We start from the raw sequence: 26,328 nt of genomic DNA, 5'->3' as shown, positions 1-26,328 counted from the left end.
CCCGGGGAGGGGCGTGCGGTGCGGGACGGGCGCCGGCCCGGACCGGCCCTGGGCGGACCTGTCCGGGCGCGGACCGGGGCGGGGCGGTCAGCCGCCGTAGAGCGTGCGGGGCCCGCCGGGAGCCTCGACGACCTCCTTGCCGAGGCGCCGCAGCAGGTGCAGCCCCTCGAGGACGAGCTCGACGGCCGAGGCGGCCTGCGGGGCGCTGGGCTCGTCGCCGAAGCCGAAGGCGTCGAGCACCTGCGCGAGGCCCGGCACGGCGCCGAGCGAGGCGAGGACGTCGGCGGCCGGCACGAGCTCGCCGGTCTCGACCGTGCCACCGTCAGCGACGACGGACGTGAAGCCGGAGAGGTCGAGCCCGCGGGTGCGGCGCCGGAAGACCTCGGCCACGGCGGTGCGCCGCAGGTGCTCGAGGACGTCGTGCTCGCGGCCCTCCTCGCCGGACTCGAACTCGACCTTGCCGCGCAGCGTCGTCACGACCGAGGCGGTGTCGCCGACGCGGGCCACGGCGGGCTGCTCGCCGACGAGGGCCGAGCGGCGCAGCGCGGCGGCGGCCGTCGTCTCGGCGGCGGCGACGGCGAAGCGCGCCGAGACGCCGGAGCGCTGGTCCACCGACGGCGACTCGCGGACGGCGCGGGTGAAGCGCACGAGGACCTCGAGCAGGACGTCCGGCAGCTCGGCCGCGAGCACGGCCTCCTGCCGGACCAGCGCGACCTCGGCGTCGACGTCGAGGGGGTAGTGGGTGCGCACCTCGGCCCCGAAGCGGTCCTTCAGCGGCGTGATGATCCGCCCGCGGTTCGTGTAGTCCTCGGGGTTCGCCGTCGCGACGACGAGGAGGTCCAGCGGCAGGCGCAGGGCGTACCCGCGGACCTGGATGTCGCGCTCCTCGAGGACGTTGAGCAGCGCCACCTGGATGCGCTCGGCGAGGTCGGGCAGCTCGTTGACCACGAAGATCCCGCGGTGGGCCCGCGGCACGAGACCGAAGTGGATGGTCTCGGGGTCCCCGAGGCTGCGGCCCTGCGCGACCTTCACCGGGTCGACGTCGCCGACGAGGTCGCCGACGCTCGTGTCCGGCGTCGCGAGCTTCTCGGTGTACCGCGAGCTGCGGTGCAGCCAGGCGACCTCGAGGTCGTCGCCGTGCTCGGCGGCCAGGGCCCGCGCGGTCGCCGAGACGGGCGCGTAGGGGTGGTCGTGCAGCTCGCTGCCGGCGACGACCGGCGTCCACTCGTCGAGGAGCCCGACGAGCGTGCGGGCCAGGCGCGTCTTGCCCTGACCGCGCTCGCCGAGGAGCACGAGGTCGTGCCCGGCGAGCAGCGCCCGCTCGACCTCGGGGACGACCGTGTCCTCGTAGCCGACGACGCCGGGGAAGCGCTCGGCGGCGGTGCGGCCCTCGCGCATGGCGGCGAGGAGGTTCTCGCGCATCTCCTCGCGCACGCCGCGCAGGACGTGGCCGCTCGCGCGCAGGGCGCCCAGGGTGCGGGGGAGATCGGCGGGCGGGACGGGGTCGAGCAGCAGCTCGGTGGCGTCGACGGGGGCGGTCGCGCCGGTGGGGGCGGAGGGGGTCGGCTCAGCCGGAGGGGTCACCGCCTCACGCTACGTCCGCCCCGGGCGGCGCGCCGCGAGGGGACCGACCGCGACGGCGCGGGGGCGGCAGGATGGCGACGTGCGCGACGACGGCCCCGACCCGGCCTCCCGCTCCGCGGACGGCGAGCACCCGGTCACGTCCGACGACCTCGACCGCCGCCTCGACGAGCTCTCGGGGGAGCTGCGCCTGCTCATGCCGGCGACGACGGTGCTCGTGGCGTTCCTCCTCACCGTGCCGTTCCAGTCCGGGTGGGAGGGCGAGGACGCCACGAGCCGCGTCGCCTACCTCGTCGCCTTCCTCTCCGCGCTGGCCGCCGTGGTGCTCTTCGGCGGCGTGAGCGCCTACCACCGGCTCCGCGGCTACCCCTACGACAAGGAGGGCCTGCTGCGGACGGCGAACCGCCAGGCGGTCGGGGGCATCGCGCTGCTGGCCCTGGCGCTCGGGTCGGCGGCGTTCCTCGTCGTCCGCGTCCTCTTCGGCGACGTCCTGGCGGTCGTCGCCACGAGCGCCCTGGCGGCCCTCGCCGTCGTGACGTGGGGCGCGCTGCCCCTCAGCCGGCGCCGGCGCGCCGGGCGCCGGTAGGGGTCAGGCCGCGGCGTCGGCCGCCGGGCGCACGACCCGGGAGGAGAACCGGTGCGCCCAGGTCCACCCGAGCCGTGTGTACATCCGCCGGGCGACGTCGTTGTCGGCGTACATCCCGAGCGTGACGGCGGGCGCCTCCCGGAGGAGGTGCCGTGTCGCCCCCGCTGTGACGGCGGCGCCGAGGCCCCGCCCGCGCAGGTCGGGGTGGGTCGCCACGGACGCCAGGTGCGGCGCGGGGCCGCCGTCGTCGCCGGTCGCGGCGACGCACGCGACGACGCGGTCGCCGCGGCGGAGGCCGAACCAGGCGCGCGCGTGCGCGTCACCCGGCTGCACCGACGAGCGCGGGCTGGCGGCGGCCAGCAGCTCCTGCACCGCCGCAGCGTCCGGTCCTGGCGCCTCGCGCGTGCCGACGTCGAGGACGACGACGTGCTCCTCACCCGAGAGGGGCTGCGCCGGAGCCGACGTCGTCCACGCCCAGTCCCAGTCGTCCCCGCCGACCAGACGCGCGCCCACGGCGGGGACCTGCTCCCGGAGCCGGTCCGGGGTTCCGCGGGGCAGGGTGACGAGGGCCGGGGCCGCGTCGTCGAGCACCGCCGCGACGAGGGGCACGGCGTCGTCCGCGGGCCCGAGGACGACGAGGGACCGCCCCCGGCGGCGGTCGGCGAGCACGCCCGTCGTCGCACCGCAGCGCCAGGCGCCGTGCACGCGCGACGGCGCGAGGTGCCAGCGGAGGAACGGGACGTCCTCGGGCAGGCGCTCGACCGGCAGGGCCCGGACCTCTGTCACGCCCCGGATGCTGGCACCCGCGCCGGGGAGAGGCGCACGCCCCCTCGGCCGGACGCCGGCGCCGGGGGCGACCAGCCCACCCGCAGGTCGACCGACCACGGGTGCACAGGGGCGCGCAGGGGCGAGCGGAGCGCGAGGCGGTGCGGACGCGCGGACGGGGCCGGGCGGGAGTCCCGCCCGGCCCCGTCCAGGGGTGCGCCCGCTGCTACCTGCGGACGTCGAAGGTGGCCTTCGCCACGGCACCCCAGAAGCTCGGGTCGGAGACCGAGACCGTGTACGTGCCGTCCGTCAGCGCACCACCGGTGAGCTGGTTGGTCTTCGTCGACATCACGTAGACGTACTGCTGCGCGGTGGCGTCCCAGGTCATGAGCTTGCCGTTCGTCGCCGAGGCGGTGGTCAGCGTCTCGTTGACCGCGAAGTCGGGGACGCTGTCGCCCTTGACGAGGCTGACCGTGGGCGCGAGGCCCGCCACCGGCGCACCGCCGCAGTCCTTGACGGTGATCTTGACGGGGATGCTGCTGCCCGACTTAAGGAGCTGCGCGTCCCGGTCGTGTTGATCGGCTGGAGGATCGTGCTCGGCGTACCACCGGTGGTGAAGGCGGAGGCCGTGGACGCCGAACCGGCGCCGCCGTCGTCGTCGGTCACGGTGACGGTCGCGGCGTAGGTGCCGGCGCTCGTGAAGGTGCGGCGGGACGACACGGAGCCCGCGACGGCGCCCAGGTCGCTGCTGACCCCGTCCTGCCAGGTCACGACGGCGGTGTGCGTGTCGTCGAGGCCCGCGTCGGTGAAGGTCGCCGAGAGGTCCGCGGTGCAGGAGCCCAGGTGCCCCACCGTGACGGCGCCGACGACGGGGGCCACGTTGGCCGCGGACCACGTGAAGGTCTGCGTCGCGGGGGCGTGCTCGCCGTCGGAGGCCTGGACCGTGACCGAGCCGCTCCCGTCGTCGCGCGTGGCGTGGCTCCAGCTGAAGCGACCGCCGCCGAGGTCGACCACCGCGCCCTCGCCGGGCACCTGGGTGAGGGTGAGGCTCCCGTCGCCGTCGCCGTCCGTGAAGGAGCCCGCCGTCTCCAGGCCGGCGCCCTCGAGCCCGCTGGCGTCGGGGGCCACGAGGCCGACCGCGGGCGCGTAGGAGTTGCTGTCGCAGGCGTCGCCCAGGCCGTCGCCGTCGACGTCGTCCTGGCCGGGGTTCGCCGCGGCCGGGCAGTTGTCGGAGGCGTCGGGGACGCCGTCGCCGTCGGCGTCCGGGGCGGGCGGGGGCGGCGGAGGCGTGACGACGACGGGCGCCGTGACGTCGAGGAAGAAGTTGGAGGGCGTCGTCTGGTACTCGCCCCTCAGGTCCTGCACGGTCGAGGTCACCGAGTAGCGCCCTGCGGTGGTCGAGCTGAAGGTGACCGGCTGCGTCGTGTCGCACGAGGTGAAGACGAGCTTCGCCGGCGTCACCGTGACACCGGCCGGGACGACGAGCGTGACCGTCGCGGGCGACCCGTCCGCCGGGTCGCAGCCCTTCCCCATGGTGTCCTGGATGCGGTAGTCCACCGTCGTGGCCGTGCCGACGTCGACGGCGCGCACGTTGCCGCTCCCGCCGACGTCGTTCCCCACGTCGTTCTTGAGGGTGTCGGCGCGCGCCACACCGGCTCCCAGCATCGCCAGCGTGGTGGCCATCACGCCGAGCGTCGTCGCCCTGCGGTTCATCGCGTCTCCTCGAGGTCGGTGGCTTCGAGGAGGACTGTGCGGGTCGGCAGGAAGCGGGCACATGACCCACCGGGACCGATCTGCGCAGAGACGTCTATGCGCGAGGGACCACGTCCGCGCCGCTCCGCGGGCTCATCCGCCGTCGAGCATGCCCAGCGCGCTCGCGCGGTCGGGCGCCCCGAGCTTCCTCACCGCGTTGGAGACGTGCACGCGCACGGTGCCGGGCGTCAGGAACAGCTTCGCGGCGACCTGGTCGGTCGTGAGGCCGTCGCGCAGCAGCACCATGACCGCCTCCTCGCGCTCGGTGAGGCGGGCCGCGGCCCGGCGCCGGGGGAGCAGGGTCCGCCGGGAGCCGGCGCGGCGCGCAGCTCCTCGAGCACGCGGGCGACGAGCGCCCTCGGGAGCGCGGCCTCGCCGGCGAGGACGCCGCGCAGCGCCGCCCCCAGCCGGGCGGGGTCCATGTCCTTGAGGAGGAAGCCCCGGGCGCCGGCGCGCAGCGAGCCCAGCAGGTCCTCCTCGTCCTGGGAGGCTGTGAGCATCACGACGGCCGTCCCCGGGAGGCGGCGCGAGACCTCCTGCGCCGCCGCCACCCCCGAGCCGGGCATGTGCACGTCGAGGAGGAGCACGTCCGGCTCGTGCTCGACCGCCAGCTCGACGGCGCGGCGCGCCGTGGCGCCTTCCGCGACGACCGTGAAGCCGTCGGCCTCCAGCGCCGCCCGCACGCCCCCCCGCAGCGCCGCGTGGTCGTCGACGACGACGACCCGCACCGGCGCGGGCGGCCCGCCCCCCGCCGCGGTCACCACGCCACCGCCACCCGGGTCCCGCGGCCGGGGGCCGACTCGAGCGCCAGGACGGCGCCCATGCCCTCGGCCCGGTCGCCCATGCTCACGAGCCCGTAGCGGCCGGGCGGGACGGCGGCGGGGTCGAAGCCGGCGCCGTCGTCCTCGACGACGAGCTCCCCGGGGCGCACCAGCACGCGGAGCTCGGTGGCCCGACCGTGCCGGGCGTTCCACGCCGCCTCGCGGGCGATCCGCACCACCTGCTCGCGGTGCTCCAGGGACAAGGGCGCGCGCTGGGCCTCGCTGCGGACGTGCACCGTCATCCCGTGGCGCTCGCCCACCTCGCGCACCTCACGGGCGACGGCCGCCTCGAGGGGTTCGTCGTCGGCGGACGACAGCGCCACCACGGCCCGACGGGTCTCGGCGAGGGCCCGCTGGGCGGCGGACCGGACGGCCGGTGAGGTGCCGCCGTCGGCCCCGCTCGTCACGGCGAGGATGTAGCCGATCTCCTGGACGGCGCCGTCGTGCAGGTCACGGGCCAGGCGCCGGCGCTCGGCCGCGACGGCCACCTGCCCTGCGCCCGCCAGTAGGAGCCCACCTCGAGCAGCCCGCCCGCGAGCAGCAGCAGGTAGAAGCCGAGGCGCAGGACGTCGCCCGTGTAGAGCCACTGGCTGTAGAGGGAGGGGAAGAGCAGGTAGTTGACCCGGGACCAGGCGCCGAGCACCGCCGCGGCCGCCACCCAGCCGAGGAAGTCGTCCCCGCTGCGGCGGGCCTGCCGGGTGAGCGCCACGGCCGCCGCCGCGAAGCAGACGAGCGCCGCGGTCTGGGCGACGAGCAGCACCGGGTGGCCCTCCAGGAGCGGTTGCCCGGACCGCTCCGGGGCCGGGAGCGCCTCGACCACCGTGGGGACCGCCGCCCCGAGCGCCTGCGCGAGGGCGCCGACGCCGAGGAGGACGGCCGCGACGGCCAGCACCTGGCGCGCGGGTCGGGCGGCGACCACCTGCCGGTCCGGCGGCACGAGCGCCGCGACGAGCAGGAGCACCGCGCTGGCGAGCCGCACCACGAGCGGCGCCCACGTCGTCAGGGCGCTGCCCGGACCCGCGTCCGTGACCACGGACGCCACGGCCACGACCGAGGACGCCACGGCGAGCACGGCGACGGCGTGGGCGAGGAGCAGCTCGCGCAGGAGGCGGCTGCGCCGGAAGCGCCCGTAGAGCAGGAGGGCCACGAGGGGGCTGACCGTGGCGACGACCGTCTCGAGCACGAGGTGGCCCTCCGGGCTGCGGTAGGCCAGCGGGACCGACGGCAGGGCACCGACGACGACGGTGACGACCAGTCCCGCGACGGCGACGAGGAGCGAGCGGCGCACCGCGCGCCGGCCGGGGTCGGGCACGCGAGGAGACTGCACCACGAGGCGCCGCGCCGCGTGCCGTTCCGGGAGGACGTCGCCCTCACGGGAGGGGCGACCGGTGTGCGAGGGGGGCCGGGACGGCGCGCGGGGCGTGGCGACGCGCGTCCTAGCCTGGTGCCGTGAGCGGGCCGGACCTCTTCAGCGACGACGACGCGGCCCCCGCGGCGCCGGGCCGGCCCTCCGCCGAGGCCGCGCGCCCGCCGCTCGCCGTCCGGATGCGCCCGCGGACGCTGGACGAGGTCGTCGGCCAGCAGCACCTGCTGCGGGCGGGATCGCCGCTGCGGCGCCTCGTCGAGAGCCTCTCCGCCGCGGGCGGCGCCGACGCGCGGCCGGCCGACGGGGCGCCGCGCCGCGTGACCCGGGCCGCACCGACGTCCGTCGTGCTGTGGGGCCCGCCCGGCACGGGCAAGACGACGCTCGCGCACGTCGTCTCCCGGGCGAGCGGCGGCGACTTCGAGGAGCTGTCCGCCATCACCGCCGGGGTCAAGGACGTCCGCCGGGTCATGGACGTCGCCCGCGAGCGCCGCGACCTCCACCGACGGCGGACCGTGCTCTTCCTCGACGAGATCCACCGCTTCACCAAGGCCCAGCAGGACGCGCTGCTCCCCGGCGTGGAGAACGGCGTCGTCGTCCTCGTCGCCGCGACGACGGAGAACCCCAGCTTCAGCGTCATCTCCCCGCTGCTGTCGCGCTCGCTGCTGCTGACGCTCCAGCCGCTCGGGCCGGCCGACGTGCGCGGGCTGCTCGAGCGCGCGCTCGCCGACGAGCGCGGCCTCGGCGGCGAGGTCGCCGTCGAGGACGACGCCCTCGAGCACCTCGTCCGGGTCGCCGAGGGCGACGCCCGCCGCGCGCTCACCGCTCTCGAGGCGGCGGCGGGGGCCGCCGCGGCGGACGCCTGGGAGGCCGGGCTGGCGGACGACGAGCCCGTGCCGCTGCGCCTCGAGCACGCCGAGCGCGCGCTCGAGGCCGCCGTCCTGCGCTACGACCGCGACGGCGACCAGCACTACGACGTCATCAGCGCCTTCATCAAGTCGATGAGGGGCAGCGACGTCGACGCCGCGCTGCACTACCTGGCGCGGATGCTCGAGGCGGGGGAGGACCCGCGCTTCATCGCCCGGCGGATCGTCGTGGCGGCGAGCGAGGACGTCGGCATGGCCGACCCGACGGCGCTGCAGACGGCGGTGGCGGCCGCCCAGGCCGTCCAGCTGCTGGGGATGCCGGAGGCGCGCATCACCCTGGCGCAGGCCGTCGTCCACCTGGCGACGGCGCCGAAGTCGAACGCGGCCTACCTCGGCGTCGACGCCGCCGTGGCCGACGTGCGCGCCGGGCGGGCCGGCGTCGTCCCGCCGCACCTGCGCGACGGCCACTACGCGGGGTCCGCGCGGCTCGGGCACGGCGTCGGGTACGTGTACGCCCACGACGCCCCGCACGGCGTGGCGCCGCAGCAGCACCTGCCCGACGCGCTCGTCGGCCGGCGCTACTACGCGCCGACGGACAGGGGCGCCGAGCGGCAGATCGGGGCGCGCCTGGAGCGGCTGCGCGCGGTGCTCGAGGGGCGCGCCCGGCCCTGAGCCGGCGCCCGGTGCGGGGGCTCGACCTCCGGGAGGGGCTCAGCGGCGCAGCAGCGCCCGGTCGGCGAGGGCGACCGCCGCGGCGTGCGGCACCGTGAGGCACAGCACGAGGACGAGGGCTGCGGGCACGACGTCGCCCCCGGCGACGAGGACGAGGACGACGAGGCCCGCGAGCGCCATGCCCGTGGGGAGGGCCGCCGCACGGGCGAAGCGGCGCCCGGCCGCGTGCAGCGCCGGCGCGGTCACGGGGCGCCCGGAGCCGCCGTCGCCGTGCCGGACGGCGTCGAGCGCGAGCAGGCGCAGCAGGTGCCGCAGCGAGTGCCACAGGCCGAAGTAGGCGGCGAAGGCGGGCAGCGGCGGCGCCGGGAGGAACAGGGCGGCCAGCACGAGGGGCTCCACGGCGCCGACGGCGTCGCGGCGGCGGACGGCGAGGAGCGCCGTCGCGAGCACCGCGGCGAGGACGGGCACGAGCGCGACGCGGGCTCCGACGACGACGGCGGCGCCGGAGCCGCCGGAGAGGACGTCGAGCAGGTGCACGACGTCGGCGTGGCCGAGCGCGAGGGGTGCCGCCACGGGCACGCCGCCGAGCGCCAGCACGCGCACGGCGCCCGCGACGCGCTCACCGGCGGTCCGGCGGCTCGTGGCCCCGGTGCGCCAGCGGTGCACGACGTCGTCGGCCAGCCCGAAGTGGAGGGCGGCCAGCACGAGCAGCGCGCCGAGCACCGGCAGCGGCGCGAGGCGCAGCACGAGCACCGCGAGGGCGACGAGGCCGACGTAGGCGAGACCCACGAGGGCGCGCCCGGAGCGGCGGCGGGGCGTCAGCTCCGGCTGCAGCAGGTCGACGGCGCCGTGGGGGAGGCCGACGAGCACGGCGGCCAGGAGCAGGAGGGGTGCCGCCGCCGCGGCGAGCCCGGGGGCCAGCGCCGCGGCGGCGGGGACGACGACGGCCACGAGGGCCGCCGCCGCCAGGGGGACGGCGACGACGCCGGCGCGGAGCGGTCCGGACAGGCGGGGGAGCGCACCGGGGGCCTCGGCCCCGCCCTGCGACCACGCCCCTCCCTGCGGCGCCGGACGCCGCAGGGAGGGGCGGGGGGACGTCGTCGCCACGACGTCAGCCTCGACGGGACCGGCGCGGGCCGCCCGCGGGGGTCGCGTGCTCGGGGACGTGGCCGTTGCGCGCGGAGGCGGTCGACGGGGTCGTGCCCGCGCCGGCGAGGGCCGGCTCGGCGGGCAGCGACACGAGCTCGCCGGAGACGTACACCTCGGCGGGGTACAGGTCGGGGAGCTGGGCCGCCTCGGTGCGCGCGTCCTCGGCGGTGCGCAGCTTGGCCACCTTGTGGATGAGGACGCCGAAGCCGACCTTCGCCGTGATGTCCGCGGCGCAGAAGACGAGCTGCACCGTCACGGCCCAGCCGGCGCTGTCCGCGCCCGCCCACAGCGGCACGAGGTACAGCAGCGGGTAGGCGCCGAAGACGCTGAAGAGCAGGATGACGGCGTTGCGCAGGCTCGTGCCCGCCTCGGCGCCGACCTCGCGGCGCGTCTGCGCGTACGGCCGGTACATGAAGACGTACAGCGCGATGAAGAAGACCGTCGAGATCGCGCCCCAGACGAGCAGAGGAGCGGTGGGGTCGCCGCCGTCGAGCGTGATGGCGCCGAAGTAGCCGGTGACGATCATGAGGGAGGCGCTGGCCATGGCGCCGAAGCGCCACCAGGCGCTGCTGCGGCGGGCCAGGGTGCAGACGGCGAAGAGCTCGGCCGTGAGGATCGGCACGGTGACCGACCAGTCCATGTAGCGCAGGCCCGTGACGGAGGTGCCGGGGTCGGGGACGTAGGAGGCGCCGTCGGCCGTGGCGGTGAAGCCGGTCAGCCACGTGACGACCAGCAGGCCGTACGCCAGGGCGGCGACCCAGCAGATGCAGGCCGAGGCGATGCTCGCCGGCCGGTAGCGCTTCGAGACGTCGCTGCGCGTGGCGACGGCGTAGAGGCCGCCCGCGAACAGCGCGAACATCGAGACGGCGAAGGAGTAGAGGACGAGGTCGTACTGCCAGGCGGAGAAGGTCGAGGTGCCGGTGAAGGTCGCGCTCGTCCCGCTCGCCAGCAGTGCTGGGGCTGTGGTCATGGGGGTTCTCGATCCGGTGGGAGACGTGTGCTGTGCCGGTCGACGGCCGTCGTGCCCGTCGTGGAGCCACCGTGGCGCAACCTTTGCACCCGTGCAACATTTGCCCGAGGGGACAGTTCTGGCAGCCCTCCGGCCGCAGGGGTCGGACGTCGGTCTGGCACCCTCGGGCTCTTGAGGGGGTGCCGTGTCCGATCCAGGAGATGATCCGGTCGCCGGACCCGACTGGGAGGAGCTCTCGCACGTGCTCGTGGACCTCGTGCGCACCGCCGTCGCGTCCGCGCCGGACGCGCTGACGCCCGTGCAGCTCCGCTGCCTCGAGGTGCTCGCGGCCGCCGACGGGCGCGCGCGCGTCGGCGACCTCGCGGAGGCGCTCGGCGTCGTCGCGTCGAGCGCCAGCCGGCTCGTCGACCGCCTCGTCGCGCTCGGCCTCGTGAGCCGCCGCCAGGCGCGCGCCAGCCGCCGGGAGGTCGACGTGTCGCTCACGGCCGCCGGGCGCCGCGCCGTCCAGCGCTCGACGGCCGCCGTGACGGCGGCGCTCCAGGCGGCGACGGCGGGCATGACGCCGGGGGACCGGGAGGCGCTGCGGCGCGGCCTCGCGGCCCTCGGCACCGCCGTCGCCGCCGCGGAGGCGGCCCGATGACGTCCGACGCCCCGTCCCGGCGCGGGGACGGTCCGCGCGTCCCGGCCGAGGTCGTGCCCGCGCTCGTGTCCGCGGGCCTCGCCGTCCCGGCGTGGCGGGCACCGCAGGCGCTCCTCGACGCCGTGGGGCCGGCCGCCGGCGCCGTCCGCGCCGAGCTCCTGCTCGTCGACCACCAGCTCGTCGAGCTGCACCGCCTCGCCCGGTGGACCCCGCACGAGGAGCCGGACGACGGGGGCGACGGGGAGGAGCTGGCCCACCTCGTCGACGCCGACGACGAGGGGGCGCCGGGGGGCGTCGCCGGGGCGGCCGCCGTCGCCTTCCGCGAGCAGCGCGCCGTCGTGGCCCCGGACGGCCTCACGACGTGCCAGCCGGTCACCGTCCGCGGGCACCGCCTCGGCGTCCTCCTCGCCGAGGCGCACGCGCCCGGCCCGCCCGTCCGCGCGTGCGGCGCCGTCCTCGCTGCCGCCGCCCCCGCGGTCGCCCTCGTCCTGCGGCAGGCCGCCGAGGGCAGCGACGCCGTCGAGGTGCGCCGGCGCTCGCACGTCTTCAGCGTCGCCGCGGAGATGCAGTGGGACGTCCTGCCGCCCACGGAGCACCGGGCCCCCGGCGTCGAGCTGGCCGCGCTCGTCGAGCCGGCCTACCTCGCCACCAGCGACCTCTTCGACTGGGCCGTCGACGACGACGTCCTCACGCTCGCCCTCCTCGAGGCCGCGGGGGAGGGCCTGGCCGCCGCCCGCGCGGCCGACCTCGCCCTGGCGGCCGTCCGCCACGCGCGCCGGTGCGGGATGCCGCTCGAGGAGCAGGCCGCCACCGCCGACGACGTGCTCCGCCACCGCTCCGGGGGCGACGAGCGCGTGGGCGCCGTGCTCGTCCGGGTCGACCTGCGCACCGGCGAGGCCTCGGTCGTCGTCGCCGGCGAGGTCTCCGTGCTGCGCTGGACGGCAGGCGGTCCCGACGCCGACGCGGCGGCCCTCGAGGAGCTGGACCTCCTGCGGGGACCCGCGCTGGGCGACGGGGACGCCGACGACCGCAGCGCCGCGACGCTGCCCGTGGCGGCGGGGGACCGGCTCGTCCTGGCCTCGTCCGGCGTCCTCGAGGCCCGCTCGCCCGAGGGCCGTCCCTTCGGGGCGGCCGGTGTCGCGGGCGCGCTGCGGCGGGCCGTCGACGTCCTCGACGCCCCGCGGCTCGTGGCGCGCGCCGTCACCGACCACGCGGGTGGCGACGTCGTGCGCGACGCCACCTGTGTCGTCGCCCGCTGGGGTGACGGCGTCGCCGTCGCGGAGCCGGCGGGTCCTCAGGTGGGTGCGGCGCCGGGGGCGTAGGGGCAGCGGGCGGCGTCGCCCGCGCTGGCGCCGAGCACCATGAGGGCGAGCGCGTCGACGGCCGCGTCGGCGTCGGCCACCGGGGCCGGGAAGAGCAGGCGCAGGGTCGCCGTCGTCGCGGCTGGGCAGGCGGCGCCGTCGTGCCCCCCGCAGCGGCACCCGGACCCGAGGCCCTCCCAGGGCTCCTCGGCCCGGCACCGCAGCAGGAGACCCGTGCGGTCGGCGCCGACGCAGCGCACCTCGCTGACGCGGCCCAGGTCGCGCCCGGGGACGCCGGCGCCGCGGCCGCCCGGAGCGGGGTGGGCGTGGCCCATGGCGCGGACCAGGCCGACGAGCCGGTCGCCCAGCTCCGCCTCGACCCGCCCGAGCACGTCCGCCTCCCGAAGCGCCACCGGGTCGGGCGCCGCCGCGCGCAGGTCCTCCACGGCGACGTCGCTGCACCCCTCGGGCCAGTGCAGCCGGACGGCGGCCGCGTCGAGCAGGAGCACCCGGGCGTCGGGCCACGCCCCCGCGAGGTCCGCGAGGTCCCCGGCGGCGCACACGGCGCCCAGCGCGCCGGCGGCCTCGTGCGGCGCGGCCGGGCGCACCCAGCCGTCGACGACGACCTGCGCCCGCGGCACCGTGAGGTCGGGCAGCGCCGCCTCGACGACCACCTCGAGCCGGGCCGGAGCGTCCTGCTCACCGCCGTGCTCGAGTCCCAGGGCGCCGACCGCGGCGTCGCTGGCGACGACGACGATCTCCCCGTCCCGCGTGCGGGCGTGCAGGACCGCGACGCGCGCTCCCTCCCGCTCCCCGTCCCGGGCGGGGAGGAGGACGGCCGTCCCGGCCCCCGAGAGGGCGGTGGCGGCCACGACCGCGGCGCTCGGCAGGTGCGTCATGCAGGTGAGGCTAGCCTAAGGTGAGCGGTCGTGAGGGGACGCCAGGTCGTCCCGCCCCCGACCTCGCTGCGCCAGCCGCCCGTCCGCCCGATCCCGTCAGGAGCCCCACCCGTGTCGTCCAGCACGTCGAGCACCCGCTCGCGCCAGCAGGTCCGCCTCTCCCGCCGCCTCGGCCTCGCCCTCACGCCGAAGGCGGTGAAGCACGTCGAGAACCGCCCTTACCCGCCCGGGGAGCACGGCCGCGCCCGACGCCGCAGCGAGAGCGACTACGCCCTGCGCCTGCGCGAGAAGCAGCGGCTGCGGGCCCAGTACGGCATCCGCGAGGCCCAGCTGCGCCGCGCCGTCGACGAGGCGAAGAAGCACCCCGAGCGCACGGGCGACGTCCTCGTCCAGCTCCTCGAGAGCCGCCTCGACGCCGTCGTCCTGCGCGCCGGCCTCGCGCGGACCATCGCCCAGGCCCGCCAGTCGGTCGTGCACCGCCACGTGCTCGTCGACGGCGCCCGCGTCGACAAGCCCTCCTACCGGGTGCGCCCCGGCCAGGTCGTCGAGATCGCGCCGCGCAGCCGCGACCTGCCGCCCTTCCAGGTCGCCGCCGCCGGCGCCCACCGCGACGTCCTGCCCGACGTGCCCGCCTACCTGCGCGTCGAGCTCGCCGAGCTGCGTGCCGAGGTCGTCCGCCGCTCCGAGCGTGCCGAGGTCCCGGTGACCTGCGACGTCGCGAAGGTCGTGGAGTACTACTCGCGCTGACTGAGCACTGCTCTGGTCCGTCGTGGCCGATCCGTCATGGCCGGCGGGTCGTGGTCGGGCTGGCACGGGGCGGGCGGGTCCGGTGAGGGCACTGCCTACGCGCCCCCAGCAGCCTGACGGCCGCTGGGGACGCTCGGCTGACGTGCCCACACCGGACCCACCCACCCCTCCGCGCGTCACCTCTCGGCCGCTCGCCCCAGGGGCGGCCGCCTCAGGTGCCCCGCCGGTCCGGACTCGCGCGGCCGGTGCCACGGAAAGGAGCGGGGTGGCCGTGCTCGTGGGGGGCACGTCAGGCAGGCCGCCACCCGACCCCGCGGACCGGTGGGTCTGGGAGTGCTCGGCGCCCCGCGCGGCCGTCGCCAGTGCCCCCCACGAGCGCGGGCGCCCCGCCCGGCGACCACGCGTCGCACGGCCGCGGCGGCGTCACCCCGGTGACCACGCGTGGCGACCACGACGGGCCGCCGACCTCACGTGCCGTCGGGGAGGTCCACAGGGTCGCCGTCCGTGAGCGGGGTGCGCGGTAGGGTCGCCGCGCGCCTCGGCAGCGGGGCGGGAAGCGCCGTGCCCGCGCGCCGCCGACGGCAGGCCAGCGGCTCCCACCGAGGGGCCGCGGCCCGGTCCGGTGGTGGGCGCGGACCGACTGGAGGGATCCGGATGACCGGAGGAGACGTCGCGGGGTTCATCGCCGCGATCGCGTTCGTGCTGCTCGTGGGGCTGCTCGCGGTGCCGCTGCTCAAGCTGGGCAAGGTGCTCGACGAGACGCGCGAGGCCGTGCGCCGCCTGTCGGACGACACCCGTCCGCTCATCACCGAGACGACGACGGCCGTGACGCAGGTCAACGAGCAGATGCAGAACGTCGACACGGTGACCACGGGCGCGGCGCAGATCGCCACCAACGTGTCCGCGCTGACGGCGCTGTTCGCGGCGACGCTCGGCTCGCCGATCGTCAAGGTGGCCGCCTTCACCTACGGCGTGCGGGGCGCGATCGCCGGCCGCCGGAAGCGGGGCTGACGTGGGTCGCCTCGTCTGGATCGGCCTCGGGGCCGTGGCCGGCGTCGTGGCCGTGCGCCGCGCCGCCGGGGTCGCCCGCTCGTACACGCCGGCCGGGCTGCAGGGCCGCGCCTCCGGGTGGGCGGAGGGCGCACGCGCGTTCGCCGCCGAGGTGCGCGCCGGTGCCGCCGAGCGCGAGCAGGAGCTGCGCGTGGCCCTCGGCGTCGACGCCGGCGCCATGAGCGAGACCGAGGCGCGCGACCTCATCGACAACCCCTCGAGCCCCCGCGGCTGACGCGCCGCCCACCCCCGGCGCCGCGGGCTCCCGAGCCGCCGCCGGACCGGGGTCGGCGCCCCGCCGGGGCGTGATCGACCTCCCGACACGGAAGGCCCCCCATGGAGACCGCGGAGATCCGCCGTCGCTGGCTCAGCTTCTTCGAGGGCAAGGACCACACCGTGGTCCCCAGCGCCTCGCTCGTCTCGCCCGACCCGACGCTGCTCTTCACGGTCGCCGGCATGGTGCCCTTCATCCCCTACCTCACGGGGCGGGAGCCGGCGCCGTTCGACCGTGCGACGAGCGTGCAGAAGTGCGTGCGCACCCTCGACATCGAGGAGGTCGGCAAGACCACCCGCCACGGCACGTTCTTCCAGATGAACGGCAACTTCTCCTTCGGGGACTACTTCAAGGAGAAGGCGATCCCGTGGGCGTGGGAGCTCGTCACCACGCCGCAGGACCAGGGCGGCTACGGGTTCCGCGAGGAGGACCTCTGGGTCACCGTCTACGAGGAGGACGACGAGGCCCACCGCATCTGGACGAAGGACGTCGGCGTCTCGCCGGAGCGCGTGCAGCGGCTCGGCATGGGGCCGAACTACTGGTCGACCGGCGGGCCGGGGCCGTGCGGGCCGTGCAGCGAGATCTTCGTCGACGCCGGGGCGCGCTTCGGCCGCGACGGCGGCCCGGCGGCCGACGAGGACCGCTACATCGAGATCTGGAACCTCGTGTTCATGGAGTTCGAGCGCGGCGAGGGCGGCGGGAAGAACGGCTTCCCGATCCTCGGCGAGCTCCCGCGCAAGAACATCGACACGGGCATGGGCCTGGAGCGGGTGGCGTACCTGCTGCAGAGCAAGGACAACATGTACGAGATCGACGAGGTCTTCCCCGTCATCGAGGCGGCCTCGGCGATGGCGGGGGTGCGCTACGGCGCCGACCCGGCGTCCGACGTGCGCCTGCGGGTCGTCGCCGACCACGTGCGCAGCGGCCTCATGCTCGTCGGCGACGGGGTGCGTCCCGGCAACGAGGGCCGCGGCTACGTGCTGCGCCGGCTGCTGCGCCGCGCGGTGCGGGCCATGCGCCTGCTCGGCGTCGACGCGCCGTCGCTGGCCGAGCTGACGGCCGTGTCGAAGGAGCGCATGGCGCGCTCCTACCCCGAGCTCGAGGCCGACTTCGGGCGCATCAGCGAGGTCGTCGCCGCGGAGGACGAGGCGTTCCGGCGCACCCTCGTGGCGGGCACGACCATCCTCGACACGGCCGTGCGCGAGACGAAGCAGGGAGGCGGCACGCAGGTGCCGGCCACCCGGGCCTTCCAGCTGCACGACACCTACGGGTTCCCCATCGACCTCACCCTCGAGATGGCCGCCGAGCAGGGCGTGTCCGTCGACGAGCAGGGCTTCCGCGAGCTCATGACCGAGCAGCGCGAGCGCGCCCGGGCCGACGCGCGCTCCAAGCGCAGCGGCGCCGCGGCGACGGGCGCCTACCGCGAGGTCCTCGAGGCGAACGGGCCGACCGACTGGCAGGCCTACACGACGCTGACGACGACCGGGCAGGTCCTCGCGGTCGTCGACGGCGTCGAGCCCGTCGTGGCGGCGGGGGAGGGGCGCGTCGTCGAGGTCGTCCTCGACCGCACGCCCTTCTACGCCGAGTCCGGCGGCCAGAGCGCCGACGCCGGGACGCTCGTCTGGGACGGGGGCTCGGCCGAGGTCCTCGACGTGCAGCGGCCGATCAAGGGCCTCGTCGTCCACCAGGTGCGCGTCCTCGACGGCGAGCTGGCGCAGGGCGCGCAGGTGCAGGCGTCCGTCGACCCGCAGTGGCGCGTCGACGCCTGCCAGGCGCACTCGGGCACCCACGTCGTGCACGCGGCGCTGCGGCAGGTGCTCGGCCCGTCGGCGCAGCAGTCGGGCTCCTACAACCGGCCCGGGTACCTGCGCCTCGACTTCGCCTGGAAGGGCGGGCTGTCGGCGCAGCAGCGGCGCGACGTCGAGGACGTCAGCAACCTGGCGGTCCGCGACGACCTGCCGGTCACCGCGCAGTGGATGACGCTGCCGCAGGCGCGCGAGTGGGGGGCGCTCGCGCTCTTCGGCGAGACCTACGGCGAGGAGGTGCGCGTCGTCGAGATCGGCGGCCCCTGGTCGCGGGAGCTCTGCGGCGGCACGCACGTGCAGCGCAGCAGCCAGGTCGGCCCGCTGGTCCTCACCGGCGAGTCCTCGGTGGGCGCGGGCAACCGTCGCGTCGAGGCCGTCGTCGGCGTCGAGGGCTTCCGCTACCTCGCGCGCGAGCGCGACCTCGTGGCGCAGGTCACCGAGGTGCTCGGGGCGGGCGAGGGCGACGTCGTCACGCGCGTCCGCGACGTCGTGGGGCGCCTGCGCGACGCGGACCGCGAGCTGGCCCGCCAGCGCACCGAGCGGGTCCTGGCGGCGGCGGGGCAGCTCGCCGCGGCGCCGACCGACGTCTTCGGCGTGGCCTACGCCGGGCACGACGCCGGGGAGGTCGCCTCGGCCGACGACCTGCGCACGCTCGCGCTCGACGTCCGGGGCCGCCTGGGCCGCGACCGGCCGGCCGTCGTCGCGGTCGGCGGCGTCGCCAAGGGCCGTCCGCTGGTCGTCGTCGCGACGAACGAGCGGGCGCGCGAGTGGGGCGTCCGGGCCGGGGCCATGGTGAAGACGGCCGCCGGCGTGCTCGGCGGCGGCGGCGGGGGCAAGGACGACGTCGCCCAGGGCGGCGGCACGGACGCGTCCCGCCTCGGGGAGGCCCTCACGGCCGTGGAGCACCAGGTCGGCGCCGCGGTGACCAGCTGACGGCGGGCCCCGTGGCGAGGACGGGCCGTCCGCGGCCCCGGCGCAAGCCCGAGCGCGCGCCTCTGGTCGAGCCCGAGGCCGAGGCCGGGCGCGCAGCCGTGACGGCGACGGGGGCGGTGGCGGAGACGCCCCCGTCCGCCGCCGGGGGCGTCGCGGACGCACCGCGGGGCGTGCGCCCCGGTGTGCGGCTGGGCGTCGACGTCGGCAGCGTCCGGGTGGGGCTCGCCGCGAGCGACCCGGACGGGCTGGTCGCCACCGCGGTGAAGACGCTGGCGCGCGACCGACCGCGGCGCGACGGGGACGGGGACCGCCGGCGCGCAGTCGCCGGGGACGTCCGCGCGGAGGGGGACCCGGGGGCCGACGTGGCGCCCGCCGACCTCGTGGCCCTGGCGCGCGAGGTGCGCGAGCGGGCGGCGGTCGAGGTCGTCGTCGGGCTCCCGCGGTCGCTGTCGGGGCAGGAGGGGCGCTCCGCCGGGGCCGCCCGCCAGTACGCTGGCCGCCTCGCCGACCTGGTGGCGCCGGTCCCGGTGCGCCTCGTCGACGAGCGGCTGAGCACCGCCGGCGCCCACCGCGCCCTCCACGACGGGGGGACGGCGGGCCGTCGGCACCGCGCCGTGGTCGACCAGGTCGCCGCGGCGTGGATCCTCCAGACCGCGCTCGACCTCGAGCGCTCCTCGGGCCGGCCGCCGGGGAGCCCCGTGCGGCCGCTGGGGCCGGACGGTCGCCGACGACGCGGCCCGGCCGGCGGCAGCCCGTCGGCGAGGGGCGGCCCGCAGCAGGGGCCGGAGGAGCAGGACCAGCACGACGAGAAGGACCAGCACGGGCACCAGGACGACGAGGTCGGGAGCCGCCGGGGGGCGGGGCGCGCCGACGAGGACGCGGTGCGGGCCGAGGGCCCGCCCCCGGAGGAGGACGCCACCGTGAGCACCACCCGCCAGCCCGCCCCGCGACCGGGGCCCCGAGGCGTCGTCGGCAGCCCCGCCACCCGCTCGGTCCCCGGGCCGCCCGCCGGGGGGCCGGCGTGAGGCGACGCCGCACGCCCGTGCGCCCGGACGTCCCGCTCGTCGGCGCCGTCGCCGACCCGACCGCGCCCGACCCGGCTGGCGACGCTGCCGGGCGCCCGCGACGCCGGCGCCGCAGCGGTGCCCGTCGTGCCGTCGCGGCGCTCGTCATGGTGCTCGCGCTCGCGCTCGTCGTGGGCGCCGGCGTCGTCGGCTGGAACTTCGTCAGCCCCCTGCTGGACCGCGAGCCGGCCCCGGAGGACTACGCCGGCCCGGGCAGCGGCGAGGTGCAGGTCCAGGTCGAGCAGGGGGACACCGGCCAGGACATCGGCGAGGCGCTCGTCGAGGCCGGCGTCGTCCGGACGGTCGGGGCCTTCACCGCGGCCGCGGCCGCGGACCCCGACTCGGCGGGGATCCAGCCGGGCACGTACGCGCTGCGGGAGGAGATGTCGGCGGCCTCCGCCCTGGACCTGCTGCTGTCCCCGGCCTCGCGGGTGAACCTCGAGGTGCAGCTCATCGAGGGGCTGCGCGCCGTGGACGCCCTGGCGCAGATCGAGGCCGACACCGGTATCGCCGTCGACGAGCTGCGCGCCGCGGCGACCGACCCGTCGGTGCCGCTGCCCGCCGAGGCGCAGGGCAACCTCGAGGGCTACCTGTTCCCCGCCACGTACACCTTCGAGCCGGACGTCACGGCCGTCGAGGTCGTCTCCACCATGGTGACGCGCGCCGAGCAGGGCCTCGTCGAGGGCGGCGTCCCGCCGGAGCGGTGGCACCGCACCATGACCGTCGCGAGCCTCGTGGAGGCCGAGGCCTCCCGCGAGGAGGACCGCCCGAAGGTCGCCCGCGTCATCGAGAACCGCGTGGCGGCGGGGATGCCGCTGCAGTTCGACACGACCGTCGACTACGCCACGGGCAAGCGCGGCGTGACGACGACGGACGAGGACCGCGCCACGGACTCGCCCTACAACACCTACGTCTACCCGGGGCTGCCGCCGGGACCGATCAACTCGCCGGGGGACAGCGCCATCGCCGCGGCGTCGAACCCGGCCGACGGCCCGTGGATGTACTTCGTCGCCGTCAACCCGACGACGGGGGAGACGCGCTTCGCCGTCACCTTCGACGAGCACCAGGAGAACGTCCGGCTCTTCCAGCAGTGGCTGCGCGAGAACGGCAGTGACTGACGGGCCGCCGGCGCCGCCCGAGGGGTCGGGGGCTCGCGCCGGCGGTCCGCGGCGGGCCGCCGTCCTCGGCTCGCCCGTCGCCCACTCCCTCTCGCCGGTGATGCACCGGGCGGCGTACGCGGCGATGGCCCTCGACGGGTGGATCTACGACGCCCGGGAGGTCACCGAGGCCGAGCTGCCCGGCGTGCTCGCGGCGTGCGGTCCCGAGTGGGCGGGCCTGTCGCTGACGATGCCGCTCAAGCGGGCCGTCCTGCCGCTGCTCGACGAGCTCGACGACGTCGCCCGCGCCACGGGCGTCGTCAACACCGTCAGCTGGCGGGGTGAGGGGGCCGCGCGCGAGGCGCTCGGCGCCAACACCGACGTCGAGGGGATCGCGGGGGCGCTGGGCCCGCTCCTCGCTGCGGCGCCCGAGCACGGCGTGGTCCTCGGCGGTGGGGCGACCGGGGTCTCCGCCGTCGCCGCACTGGCGTCCCTGGGCTGCCGTCGCGTCGTCGCGCTCGTGCGCTCGCCCGCGCGGGCCGCCGCCCTCCGGCAGGTGGGTGAGCGCAGCGGCGTCGCGGTGGCGCTCGAGCCCTTCGCCGAGGCGGGCGCCCGCACGGCGGCGGCCGACGTCGTCGTCAGCACGGCCCCGGCGGGGGCGGCCGACGCCCTGGCCGCGGAGGTCGCGGCCGCAGCAGGCGGGAGCCACCAGGGCGTGCTCCTGGACGTCGTCTACGACCCCTGGCCGACCGCGCTGGCGGCGGCCTGGCGGGGCCCCGTCGTCGACGGGTTCGAGATGCTCGTGCGCCAGGCCGTGGGGCAGGTGCGGCTCATGACGGGCGTCGCGCCGTCGCCGGACCTGCTCCGCGAGGCCGGGCTGGCCGAGCGCCGACGGCGCGCCGCGGCGGCCTCGGAGCGCTGAAGGCGCGCCGGCCGCGGGGGAGCGAGGCCGCTCGGGCGGTCGCCCCACGCGCCCGGGCGTCGGCCCCGGACGCGGCTCAAGCCTCCGGCGACGCGTGCCGATGCCCCCGTCGGCCCCTCGCCGCGCCCCCCGCCGCCCCCACCCGGGCGGCCGCGGCCCGGGGCCCTGGAGGCCGCGCGTGAGGACCCGCACCCGCATCGGCGACCTGCTCGTGCAGCAGGGCGTCATCACGCCCGACCAGCTCTCGGCGGCGCTGGCCCACCAGCAGACGACGCGGCAGCGGCTCGGCCAGGCCCTCATCAGCACGCGGGCCATCACCGAGTCCCAGCTCGTCGCCACCCTGGCCGCGCAGGTGGGCCTCGGCTTCGTCGACCTCACCGAGCACCCCGTGGACCCCTCGGCCGTCGCGCGCGTCCCGGCGGTGCTGTGCCGGCGCAGCTGCCTGCTGCCCATCGGCCTCGACGAGGAGCGCCGGCTCGTCGTCGCCATGGCGGACCCGGGCGACGTCGTCGCCCTCGACGACCTGCGGAGCATCACGGGCCTCGACGTCCTGCCCGTCGTGGCCACGCGCGAGGACCTCACCGCCGCCGTCGAGCGCTTCTGCCGCGCGGACGCCGACCTCGACGACCTCACGTCGGCGATCTCCGCCGACGTCGACCCGCAGGACGACCTGTCCCTCGTCGCCGCCGCCGTCGAGGACGCGCCGATCGTCCGCTACGTCAACCTGCTCATCGACCAGGCCATCACCGACCGCGCGTCCGACATCCACATCGAGCCGGGCGAGCACGAGCTGCGCGTGCGCTTCCGCATCGACGGCGTCCTCCACGAGGTCATGCGCTCGCCCCGCTCGGTGCAGTCGGGCGTCATCTCCCGGCTGAAGATCATGGCGGACATCGACATCGCCGAGCGCCGGCGGCCCCAGGACGGCCGCCTCTCCGTGGTGCACCAGAGCCGCAAGATCGACCTGCGCGTGGCCACGCTGCCGACGGTGTGGGGCGAGAAGGTCGTCATGCGCATCCTCGACAACTCCACGGCGAGCCTCGACCTGGCCGACCTGGGCTTCAGCGACGCCAACCACGAGCGGTACGCGACGAGCTACCGCAAGCCCTACGGCATGGTGCTCGTCACCGGTCCGACCGGCTCCGGGAAGTCGACGACGCTCTACGCCACGCTCAACATCGTCAGCCGGCCCGAGATCAACGTCATCACCGTCGAGGACCCGGTCGAGTACCGGCTCCCCGGCATCAACCAGGTGCAGGTCAACCCCAAGGCCGGGCTCACCTTCGCCGGGGCCCTGCGCTCGATCCTCCGCTCGGACCCCGACGTCGTCCTCCTCGGCGAGATCCGCGACGCCGAGACGGCGACCATCGCCGTCGAGGCGGCCCTCACCGGCCACCTCGTCCTCTCGACGCTGCACACGAACGACGCGCCCTCGGCGATCACCCGGCTCACCGAGATGGGCATCGAGCCCTTCCTCGTCGGGTCGGCGCTCGACTGCGTGCTCGCCCAGCGCCTCGCCCGGCGGCTGTGCGGGCGCTGCAAGGAGGCCTACCGGCCCGACGAGCACACGCTCGCGCTGGCCGGCTACCCGCACGAGCCGGGGGCACCGCTGCCCGTGCTGCACCGCCCCGTCGGCTGCCCGCACTGCTCGCGCACCGGCTACAAGGGGCGCCTCGCCCTGCACGAGGTCATGACGGTCACCGAGGGGGTCGAGCGCCTCGCCGTCGAGCGCGCGTCCTCCTCCGACATCGCCCGCCTCGCGGCGGGGGAGGGCATGACGAGCCTGCGCGCGGACGGCTGGGCCAAGGTCGCCGCGGGGCTGACGTCCGTCGAGGAGATCCTGCGCGTCGTGGCGTGACCGCGGCCCCGGCCACCTCAAGGACGCCGTGCCCCCGCCGATGGGGGAGCCATGGAGCTGCAGCCGCTCGGCCACCCGGGCCCGTCGACCTCCTCGGCCGAGGCCCCGCGCCTCGGGGCCGCCCGCCTGCCGGAGGCGCTGCTGCCCCAGCCGCGCTCCGGCGAGAGGGGCCCGGAGGGGGAGGTCGACGTCGTCGCGGCCCTCACCGCCATGACGGCGCTCGGCGCCTCGGACCTGCACCTGACGGCCGGCACGCCGCCCATGGTCCGCGTCCGCGGCGAGCTCGCCGCGCTCGCGGGCTTCGAGGTGTGCGAGCCGGACGCGCTGCGGCGCGGCCTGTTCGGGATGCTCGCCCAGAAGCAGCGCGAGCGCTTCGAGGAGCGCCTCGAGCTGGACCTCGCGCACGCCGTCCCCGGCGTGGGGCGCTTCCGCGTCAACCTCTACAAGCAGCGGGGGAGCGTCGGCGCCGCCTTCCGCGCCATCCCCACCGAGCTCCGGGCGCTCGAGGAGCTGGGCGTCCCGCCGGCCGTCGCGACCTTCGCACACCTGCCGCGCGGCCTCGTCCTCGTCACGGGGCCGACGGGCTCGGGCAAGTCGACGACGCTCGCGGCGATCATCGACCTCGCCAACCGCACCCGGCGCGACCACATCATGACCGTCGAGGACCCGATCGAGTTCCTTCACCAGCACAAGGGCTGCGTCGTCAACCAGCGCGAGGTGGGGGAGGACACCCACTCCTTCGGCGCCGCGCTCAAGCACGCGCTGCGGCAGGACCCGGACATCATCCTCGTCGGCGAGCTGCGCGACCTCGAGACCATCTCCATCGCCCTGACGGCGGCCGAGACGGGGCACCTCGTCTTCGCGACCCTCCACACCCAGGACGCCGGGCAGACGATCGACCGCGTCATCGACGTCTTCCCCGCCGACCAGCAGGAGCAGGTGCGCGTCATGCTCGCCGGCGCCCTCCAGGGCGTCGTCTGCCAGACCCTGTGCAAGCGCGCGGACGGGCGCGGCCGGGCCGTCGCCACCGAGGTGATGATGGCCACCCCGGCGATCCGCAACCTCATCCGCGAGGGCAAGACCCACCAGGTCTACTCGGCGATGCAGACCGGCGGCCAGCACGGCATGCACACCCTCGACCAGCACCTGGCCGAGCTCGTGCGCGTCGGCGCCGTCACCTACGAGCACGCCCTGGAGAAGAGCTCGAACCCCGCCGACGTCGCCCGCCTCTGCGGCCGGGCCTGAGCCGCAGCCCGTCTGGGAGGACGACGATGGCGACCGCCACGAAGACCTACGAGTACAGCGTCCGCGACGCCTCCGGCCAGCTCGTCACGGGCTCGCTCGACGCCGCCAGCGAGGCGGCGCTCGTCACCCGCCTCAAGGGGATGGGCTACGCGCCGGTCTCCCTGCAGGAGAAGGGCGGCGGCACCGGCCTCCACCGCGAGATCACCCTGCCCGGCTCCGACCGGGTGTCGCTGAAGGACCTGGCCGTCATGTCGCGGCAGTTCGCGACGATGGTCGGCGCGGGCCTGTCCCTCGTGCGCTCGCTCGCCATCCTCGCGGACCAGAGCTCGTCGAAGGGGCTGCAGAAGGCCCTGGCCGACGTCCGGAGCCGCGTCGAGACGGGTGCGTCCCTCTCCGACGGCTTCGCTGCGCACCCGCGGGTCTTCCCGCCGCTCATGGTGAACATGGTCCGCGCCGGTGAGGTGGGCGGCTTCCTCGACACCGTGCTGCGGCAGGTGGCCGAGACCTTCGAGGCGGAGGTCAAGCTCGCCGCCAAGATCAAGTCGGCGATGACCTACCCCGTGGTCGTCTTCGTCATAGCCGTCCTGGCGACCGTGGGCATGCTCATCTTCATCGTCCCGGTCTTCGCCGGGATGTTCGCCGACCTCGGCGGTGAGCTGCCGCTCCCGACGCAGGTGCTCGTCGTCCTCAGCGACCTGCTCCGCACCCTCGCCCCGGTGCTGGTCGTGCTCGGCGTCAGCGGTGTCGTGGTCTGGGGGCGCGTCCGGCACCGGGAGGGCGTCCGAGCGGTCGTGGACCCCCTCAAGCTCCGCCTGCCGGTCTTCGGCGTCCTGTTCCGCAAGGTGGCCATCAGCCGCTTCACCCGCAACCTCGGGACGATGGTCGCGTGCGGCGTCCCCATCCTCCAGAGCCTGGACATCGTCGGGGACACGGCCGGCAACGTGGTCGTCCGTGCTGCGACGGACGACATCAAGGAGTCGGTGCGCCAGGGCCAGTCCATGACGGCGCCGCTGGCCCGCCACGCGGTGTTCCCGCCGATGGTCGTCCAGATGCTCGCCGTCGGCGAGGACACCGGCGCCGTCGACGCGATGCTGCACAAGATCAGCGAGTTCTACGACCAGGAGGTCGAGGCCACGACCGAAGCCCTGACGTCGCTCATCGAGCCGTTGATGATCGCCGTCCTGGGGTCGGTCATCGGCGCGATGATCATCGCCCTCTACATGCCCATCTTCAGCGTCTTCGAGCTCATCCAGTAGGGCCGTCGCCCAGCGCGACCCGGTGCGCCCCCGTCCGGTGGACGGGGGCGCTCGTGCGCGCGGAGCCGGGTAGGTGAAGGTGCGAAGTCGGGAGTCGGACGCCTCAAGAACAGCGGCGCGCAGCCGATCAGGAGGGGGCAAGGAGTCGCGAAGCGCAACCAGCGCGCGGGCCCACCGGGCGACTCGACCTCTTCCTCCCAGGAGTCCAGCCCATGATGGCTCGCATCCAGAAGTCGATCCGCGAGAAGGACGCCGGCTTCACCCTCATCGAGCTCCTCGTCGTCATGATCATCATCGGCATCCTCGCCGCTATCGCCGTGCCGGTCTTCCTATCGCAGCGCGCGAAGGCGCAGGACAGCGCCGCCAAGGCGGACGTGTCCACCATCGGCAAGGAGATCGCCACCTACTACGTCGACGGGACTGCGAAGCCCATCCTGAGCCAGGTCGCTGCGACGACGACGACGCGCGGCAAGTACCAGCTCACCCCGACGGGCGGTACCGCTCGGGACATCGGCGTCGCCAGCGACAACGTCGTCCTCACCGACACCTCGGCGAAGATCGTCGACGCGACAGACTGGTGCGTCGCCGTCGTCAACAGCAAGGGCGACACGAAGAACTGGAAGTACTCGGCGTCGGGCGGCCTCACCTCGGGGACCTGCTGACCGACCCAGGAGCCGGGGGCTGCTTGTCGCAGCCCCCGGCCTCACAATGG

Annotated in this window: 26 protein-coding genes; 15 read left to right on the top strand and 11 right to left on the bottom strand. The window is 76.6% G+C overall.

From position 1 onward, the window contains the following. Positions 1-87: 87 nt before the first annotated feature. Positions 88-1,515, bottom strand: a complete 1,428-nt coding sequence (locus WDV85_RS13425) for a sigma 54-interacting transcriptional regulator (protein ID WP_445263331.1) — start codon at positions 1,513-1,515, stop codon at positions 88-90. A 148-nt stretch (positions 1,516-1,663) separates the two neighbouring features. Here WDV85_RS13425 and WDV85_RS13420 point away from each other — a divergent pair, with 148 nt between their 5' ends. Beyond that, on the top strand, positions 1,664-2,167 hold the full coding sequence (locus WDV85_RS13420) for a DUF6328 family protein (RefSeq protein WP_339571105.1): 504 nt from the start codon (positions 1,664-1,666) through the stop codon (positions 2,165-2,167). A gap of 3 nt (positions 2,168-2,170) precedes the next feature. Here WDV85_RS13420 and WDV85_RS13415 read toward each other — a convergent pair whose 3' ends face one another. The 7 genes from WDV85_RS13415 to WDV85_RS13385 all read right to left on the bottom strand — a co-directional run bounded on the left by WDV85_RS13415 (position 2,171) and on the right by WDV85_RS13385 (position 6,817). Continuing rightward, positions 2,171-2,953: a GNAT family N-acetyltransferase gene (locus WDV85_RS13415; RefSeq protein WP_339571104.1), complete on the bottom strand. Its 783-nt coding sequence runs from the start codon at positions 2,951-2,953 to the stop codon at positions 2,171-2,173. A gap of 205 nt (positions 2,954-3,158) precedes the next feature. After that, on the bottom strand, positions 3,159-3,425 hold the full coding sequence (locus WDV85_RS13410; protein WP_339571103.1) for a hypothetical protein: 267 nt from the start codon (positions 3,423-3,425) through the stop codon (positions 3,159-3,161). After that, entirely contained in the window at positions 3,350-4,645 is a 1,296-nt protein-coding gene (locus WDV85_RS17170) for a thrombospondin type 3 repeat-containing protein (RefSeq protein ID WP_445263323.1), read from the bottom strand. The genes WDV85_RS13410 and WDV85_RS17170 overlap by 76 nt, the downstream gene beginning before the upstream one ends. Positions 4,646-4,777: 132 nt before the next feature. Next, positions 4,778-4,930 carry a helix-turn-helix domain-containing protein gene (locus tag WDV85_RS13400; protein WP_339571102.1) on the bottom strand — a complete coding sequence of 51 codons (153 nt, stop codon included), beginning with the start codon at positions 4,928-4,930 and terminating at the stop codon, positions 4,778-4,780. Then, positions 4,873-5,445: a response regulator gene (locus tag WDV85_RS13395; protein ID WP_339571101.1), complete on the bottom strand. Its 573-nt coding sequence runs from the start codon at positions 5,443-5,445 to the stop codon at positions 4,873-4,875. The genes WDV85_RS13400 and WDV85_RS13395 overlap by 58 nt, the downstream gene beginning before the upstream one ends. Continuing rightward, entirely contained in the window at positions 5,442-5,993 is a 552-nt protein-coding gene (locus WDV85_RS13390; RefSeq protein WP_339571100.1) for a sensor histidine kinase, read from the bottom strand. Before WDV85_RS13390 ends, WDV85_RS13395 begins: the two co-directional genes overlap by 4 nt. Further along, the gene (locus WDV85_RS13385; protein ID WP_339571099.1) at positions 5,909-6,817 is read right to left on the bottom strand and encodes a hypothetical protein; all 909 of its coding nucleotides are present in this window, start codon (positions 6,815-6,817) and stop codon (positions 5,909-5,911) included. The genes WDV85_RS13390 and WDV85_RS13385 overlap by 85 nt, the downstream gene beginning before the upstream one ends. 233 nt (positions 6,818-7,050) lie before the next feature. On the opposite strand from WDV85_RS13385, the gene WDV85_RS13380 reads away from it, so the two are divergent. Beyond that, a complete protein-coding gene (locus tag WDV85_RS13380) occupies positions 7,051-8,406 on the top strand; it encodes a replication-associated recombination protein A (protein ID WP_445263330.1) in 1,356 nt (451 codons plus the stop codon). Positions 8,407-8,445: 39 nt separating this feature from the next. Here the strand turns inward: WDV85_RS13380 and WDV85_RS13375 are convergent, their stop codons facing one another. Both WDV85_RS13375 and WDV85_RS13370 read right to left on the bottom strand, forming a co-directional pair. Further along, on the bottom strand, positions 8,446-9,513 hold the full coding sequence (locus WDV85_RS13375; RefSeq protein WP_339571097.1) for a beta-carotene 15,15'-dioxygenase, Brp/Blh family: 1,068 nt from the start codon (positions 9,511-9,513) through the stop codon (positions 8,446-8,448). Between the two features lie 4 nt (positions 9,514-9,517). Next, positions 9,518-10,525: a bacteriorhodopsin gene (locus tag WDV85_RS13370; RefSeq protein WP_339571096.1), complete on the bottom strand. Its 1,008-nt coding sequence runs from the start codon at positions 10,523-10,525 to the stop codon at positions 9,518-9,520. Positions 10,526-10,709: 184 nt separating this feature from the next. On the opposite strand from WDV85_RS13370, the gene WDV85_RS13365 reads away from it, so the two are divergent. Continuing rightward, positions 10,710-11,165, top strand: coding sequence for a MarR family winged helix-turn-helix transcriptional regulator (locus WDV85_RS13365; RefSeq protein WP_339571095.1), 456 nt, complete (start codon positions 10,710-10,712; stop codon positions 11,163-11,165). Beyond that, positions 11,162-12,487 (top strand): PP2C family protein-serine/threonine phosphatase, encoded by a 1,326-nt coding sequence (locus tag WDV85_RS13360; protein WP_339571094.1) that lies wholly within the window; start codon positions 11,162-11,164, stop codon positions 12,485-12,487. The genes WDV85_RS13365 and WDV85_RS13360 overlap by 4 nt, the downstream gene beginning before the upstream one ends. Here the strand turns inward: WDV85_RS13360 and WDV85_RS13355 are convergent. Continuing rightward, complete coding sequence (locus WDV85_RS13355) at positions 12,460-13,365, bottom strand: hypothetical protein (protein ID WP_339571093.1); 906 nt, start codon at positions 13,363-13,365, stop codon at positions 12,460-12,462. The genes WDV85_RS13360 and WDV85_RS13355 overlap by 28 nt on opposite strands. A 111-nt stretch (positions 13,366-13,476) precedes the next feature. Between WDV85_RS13355 and rpsD the strand changes: the two genes are divergently transcribed. The 11 genes from rpsD (at position 13,477) to WDV85_RS13300 (ending at position 26,278) form a co-directional block, all read left to right on the top strand. Continuing rightward, complete coding sequence (gene rpsD / locus WDV85_RS13350; protein ID WP_339571092.1) at positions 13,477-14,112, top strand: 30S ribosomal protein S4; 636 nt, start codon at positions 13,477-13,479, stop codon at positions 14,110-14,112. Between the two features lie 654 nt (positions 14,113-14,766). Continuing rightward, the gene (locus WDV85_RS13345) at positions 14,767-15,123 is read left to right on the top strand and encodes a DUF948 domain-containing protein (protein ID WP_171203410.1); all 357 of its coding nucleotides are present in this window, start codon (positions 14,767-14,769) and stop codon (positions 15,121-15,123) included. A 1-nt stretch (position 15,124) separates the two neighbouring features. Next, positions 15,125-15,397: a DUF6167 family protein gene (locus tag WDV85_RS13340; RefSeq protein WP_339571091.1), complete on the top strand. Its 273-nt coding sequence runs from the start codon at positions 15,125-15,127 to the stop codon at positions 15,395-15,397. Positions 15,398-15,498: 101 nt separating this feature from the next. Continuing rightward, positions 15,499-18,174, top strand: coding sequence for an alanine--tRNA ligase (alaS, locus tag WDV85_RS13335; protein ID WP_339571090.1), 2,676 nt, complete (start codon positions 15,499-15,501; stop codon positions 18,172-18,174). A 116-nt stretch (positions 18,175-18,290) separates the two neighbouring features. After that, positions 18,291-19,199 carry a Holliday junction resolvase RuvX gene (gene ruvX / locus WDV85_RS13330; protein WP_339571089.1) on the top strand — a complete coding sequence of 303 codons (909 nt, stop codon included), beginning with the start codon at positions 18,291-18,293 and terminating at the stop codon, positions 19,197-19,199. Next, positions 19,196-20,356, top strand: a complete 1,161-nt coding sequence (gene mltG, locus WDV85_RS13325) for an endolytic transglycosylase MltG (RefSeq protein ID WP_339571088.1) — start codon at positions 19,196-19,198, stop codon at positions 20,354-20,356. The genes ruvX and mltG overlap by 4 nt, the downstream gene beginning before the upstream one ends. Continuing rightward, positions 20,349-21,257, top strand: coding sequence for a shikimate dehydrogenase (locus tag WDV85_RS13320; RefSeq protein ID WP_339571087.1), 909 nt, complete (start codon positions 20,349-20,351; stop codon positions 21,255-21,257). Before mltG ends, WDV85_RS13320 begins: the two co-directional genes overlap by 8 nt. Before the next feature lie 178 nt (positions 21,258-21,435). Beyond that, complete coding sequence (locus WDV85_RS13315; RefSeq protein ID WP_339571086.1) at positions 21,436-23,115, top strand: GspE/PulE family protein; 1,680 nt, start codon at positions 21,436-21,438, stop codon at positions 23,113-23,115. Between the two features lie 51 nt (positions 23,116-23,166). Continuing rightward, positions 23,167-24,360 carry a type IV pilus twitching motility protein PilT gene (locus WDV85_RS13310; RefSeq protein WP_339571085.1) on the top strand — a complete coding sequence of 398 codons (1,194 nt, stop codon included), beginning with the start codon at positions 23,167-23,169 and terminating at the stop codon, positions 24,358-24,360. Positions 24,361-24,386: 26 nt separating this feature from the next. Further along, entirely contained in the window at positions 24,387-25,616 is a 1,230-nt protein-coding gene (locus tag WDV85_RS13305) for a type II secretion system F family protein (RefSeq protein WP_339571084.1), read from the top strand. Between the two features lie 212 nt (positions 25,617-25,828). Continuing rightward, positions 25,829-26,278: a type II secretion system protein gene (locus WDV85_RS13300; RefSeq protein ID WP_339571083.1), complete on the top strand. Its 450-nt coding sequence runs from the start codon at positions 25,829-25,831 to the stop codon at positions 26,276-26,278. The last annotated feature ends 50 nt before the right edge of the window (positions 26,279-26,328 follow it).

The sequence above is a fragment of the Pseudokineococcus sp. 5B2Z-1 genome, from assembly GCF_037482305.1.
In the GTDB taxonomy this organism is placed as follows: Bacteria; Actinomycetota; Actinomycetes; order Actinomycetales; family Quadrisphaeraceae; genus Pseudokineococcus.
Note: the sequence above shows the minus strand (reverse complement) of the source record. Positions and strands in the feature narration are given on the sequence as shown.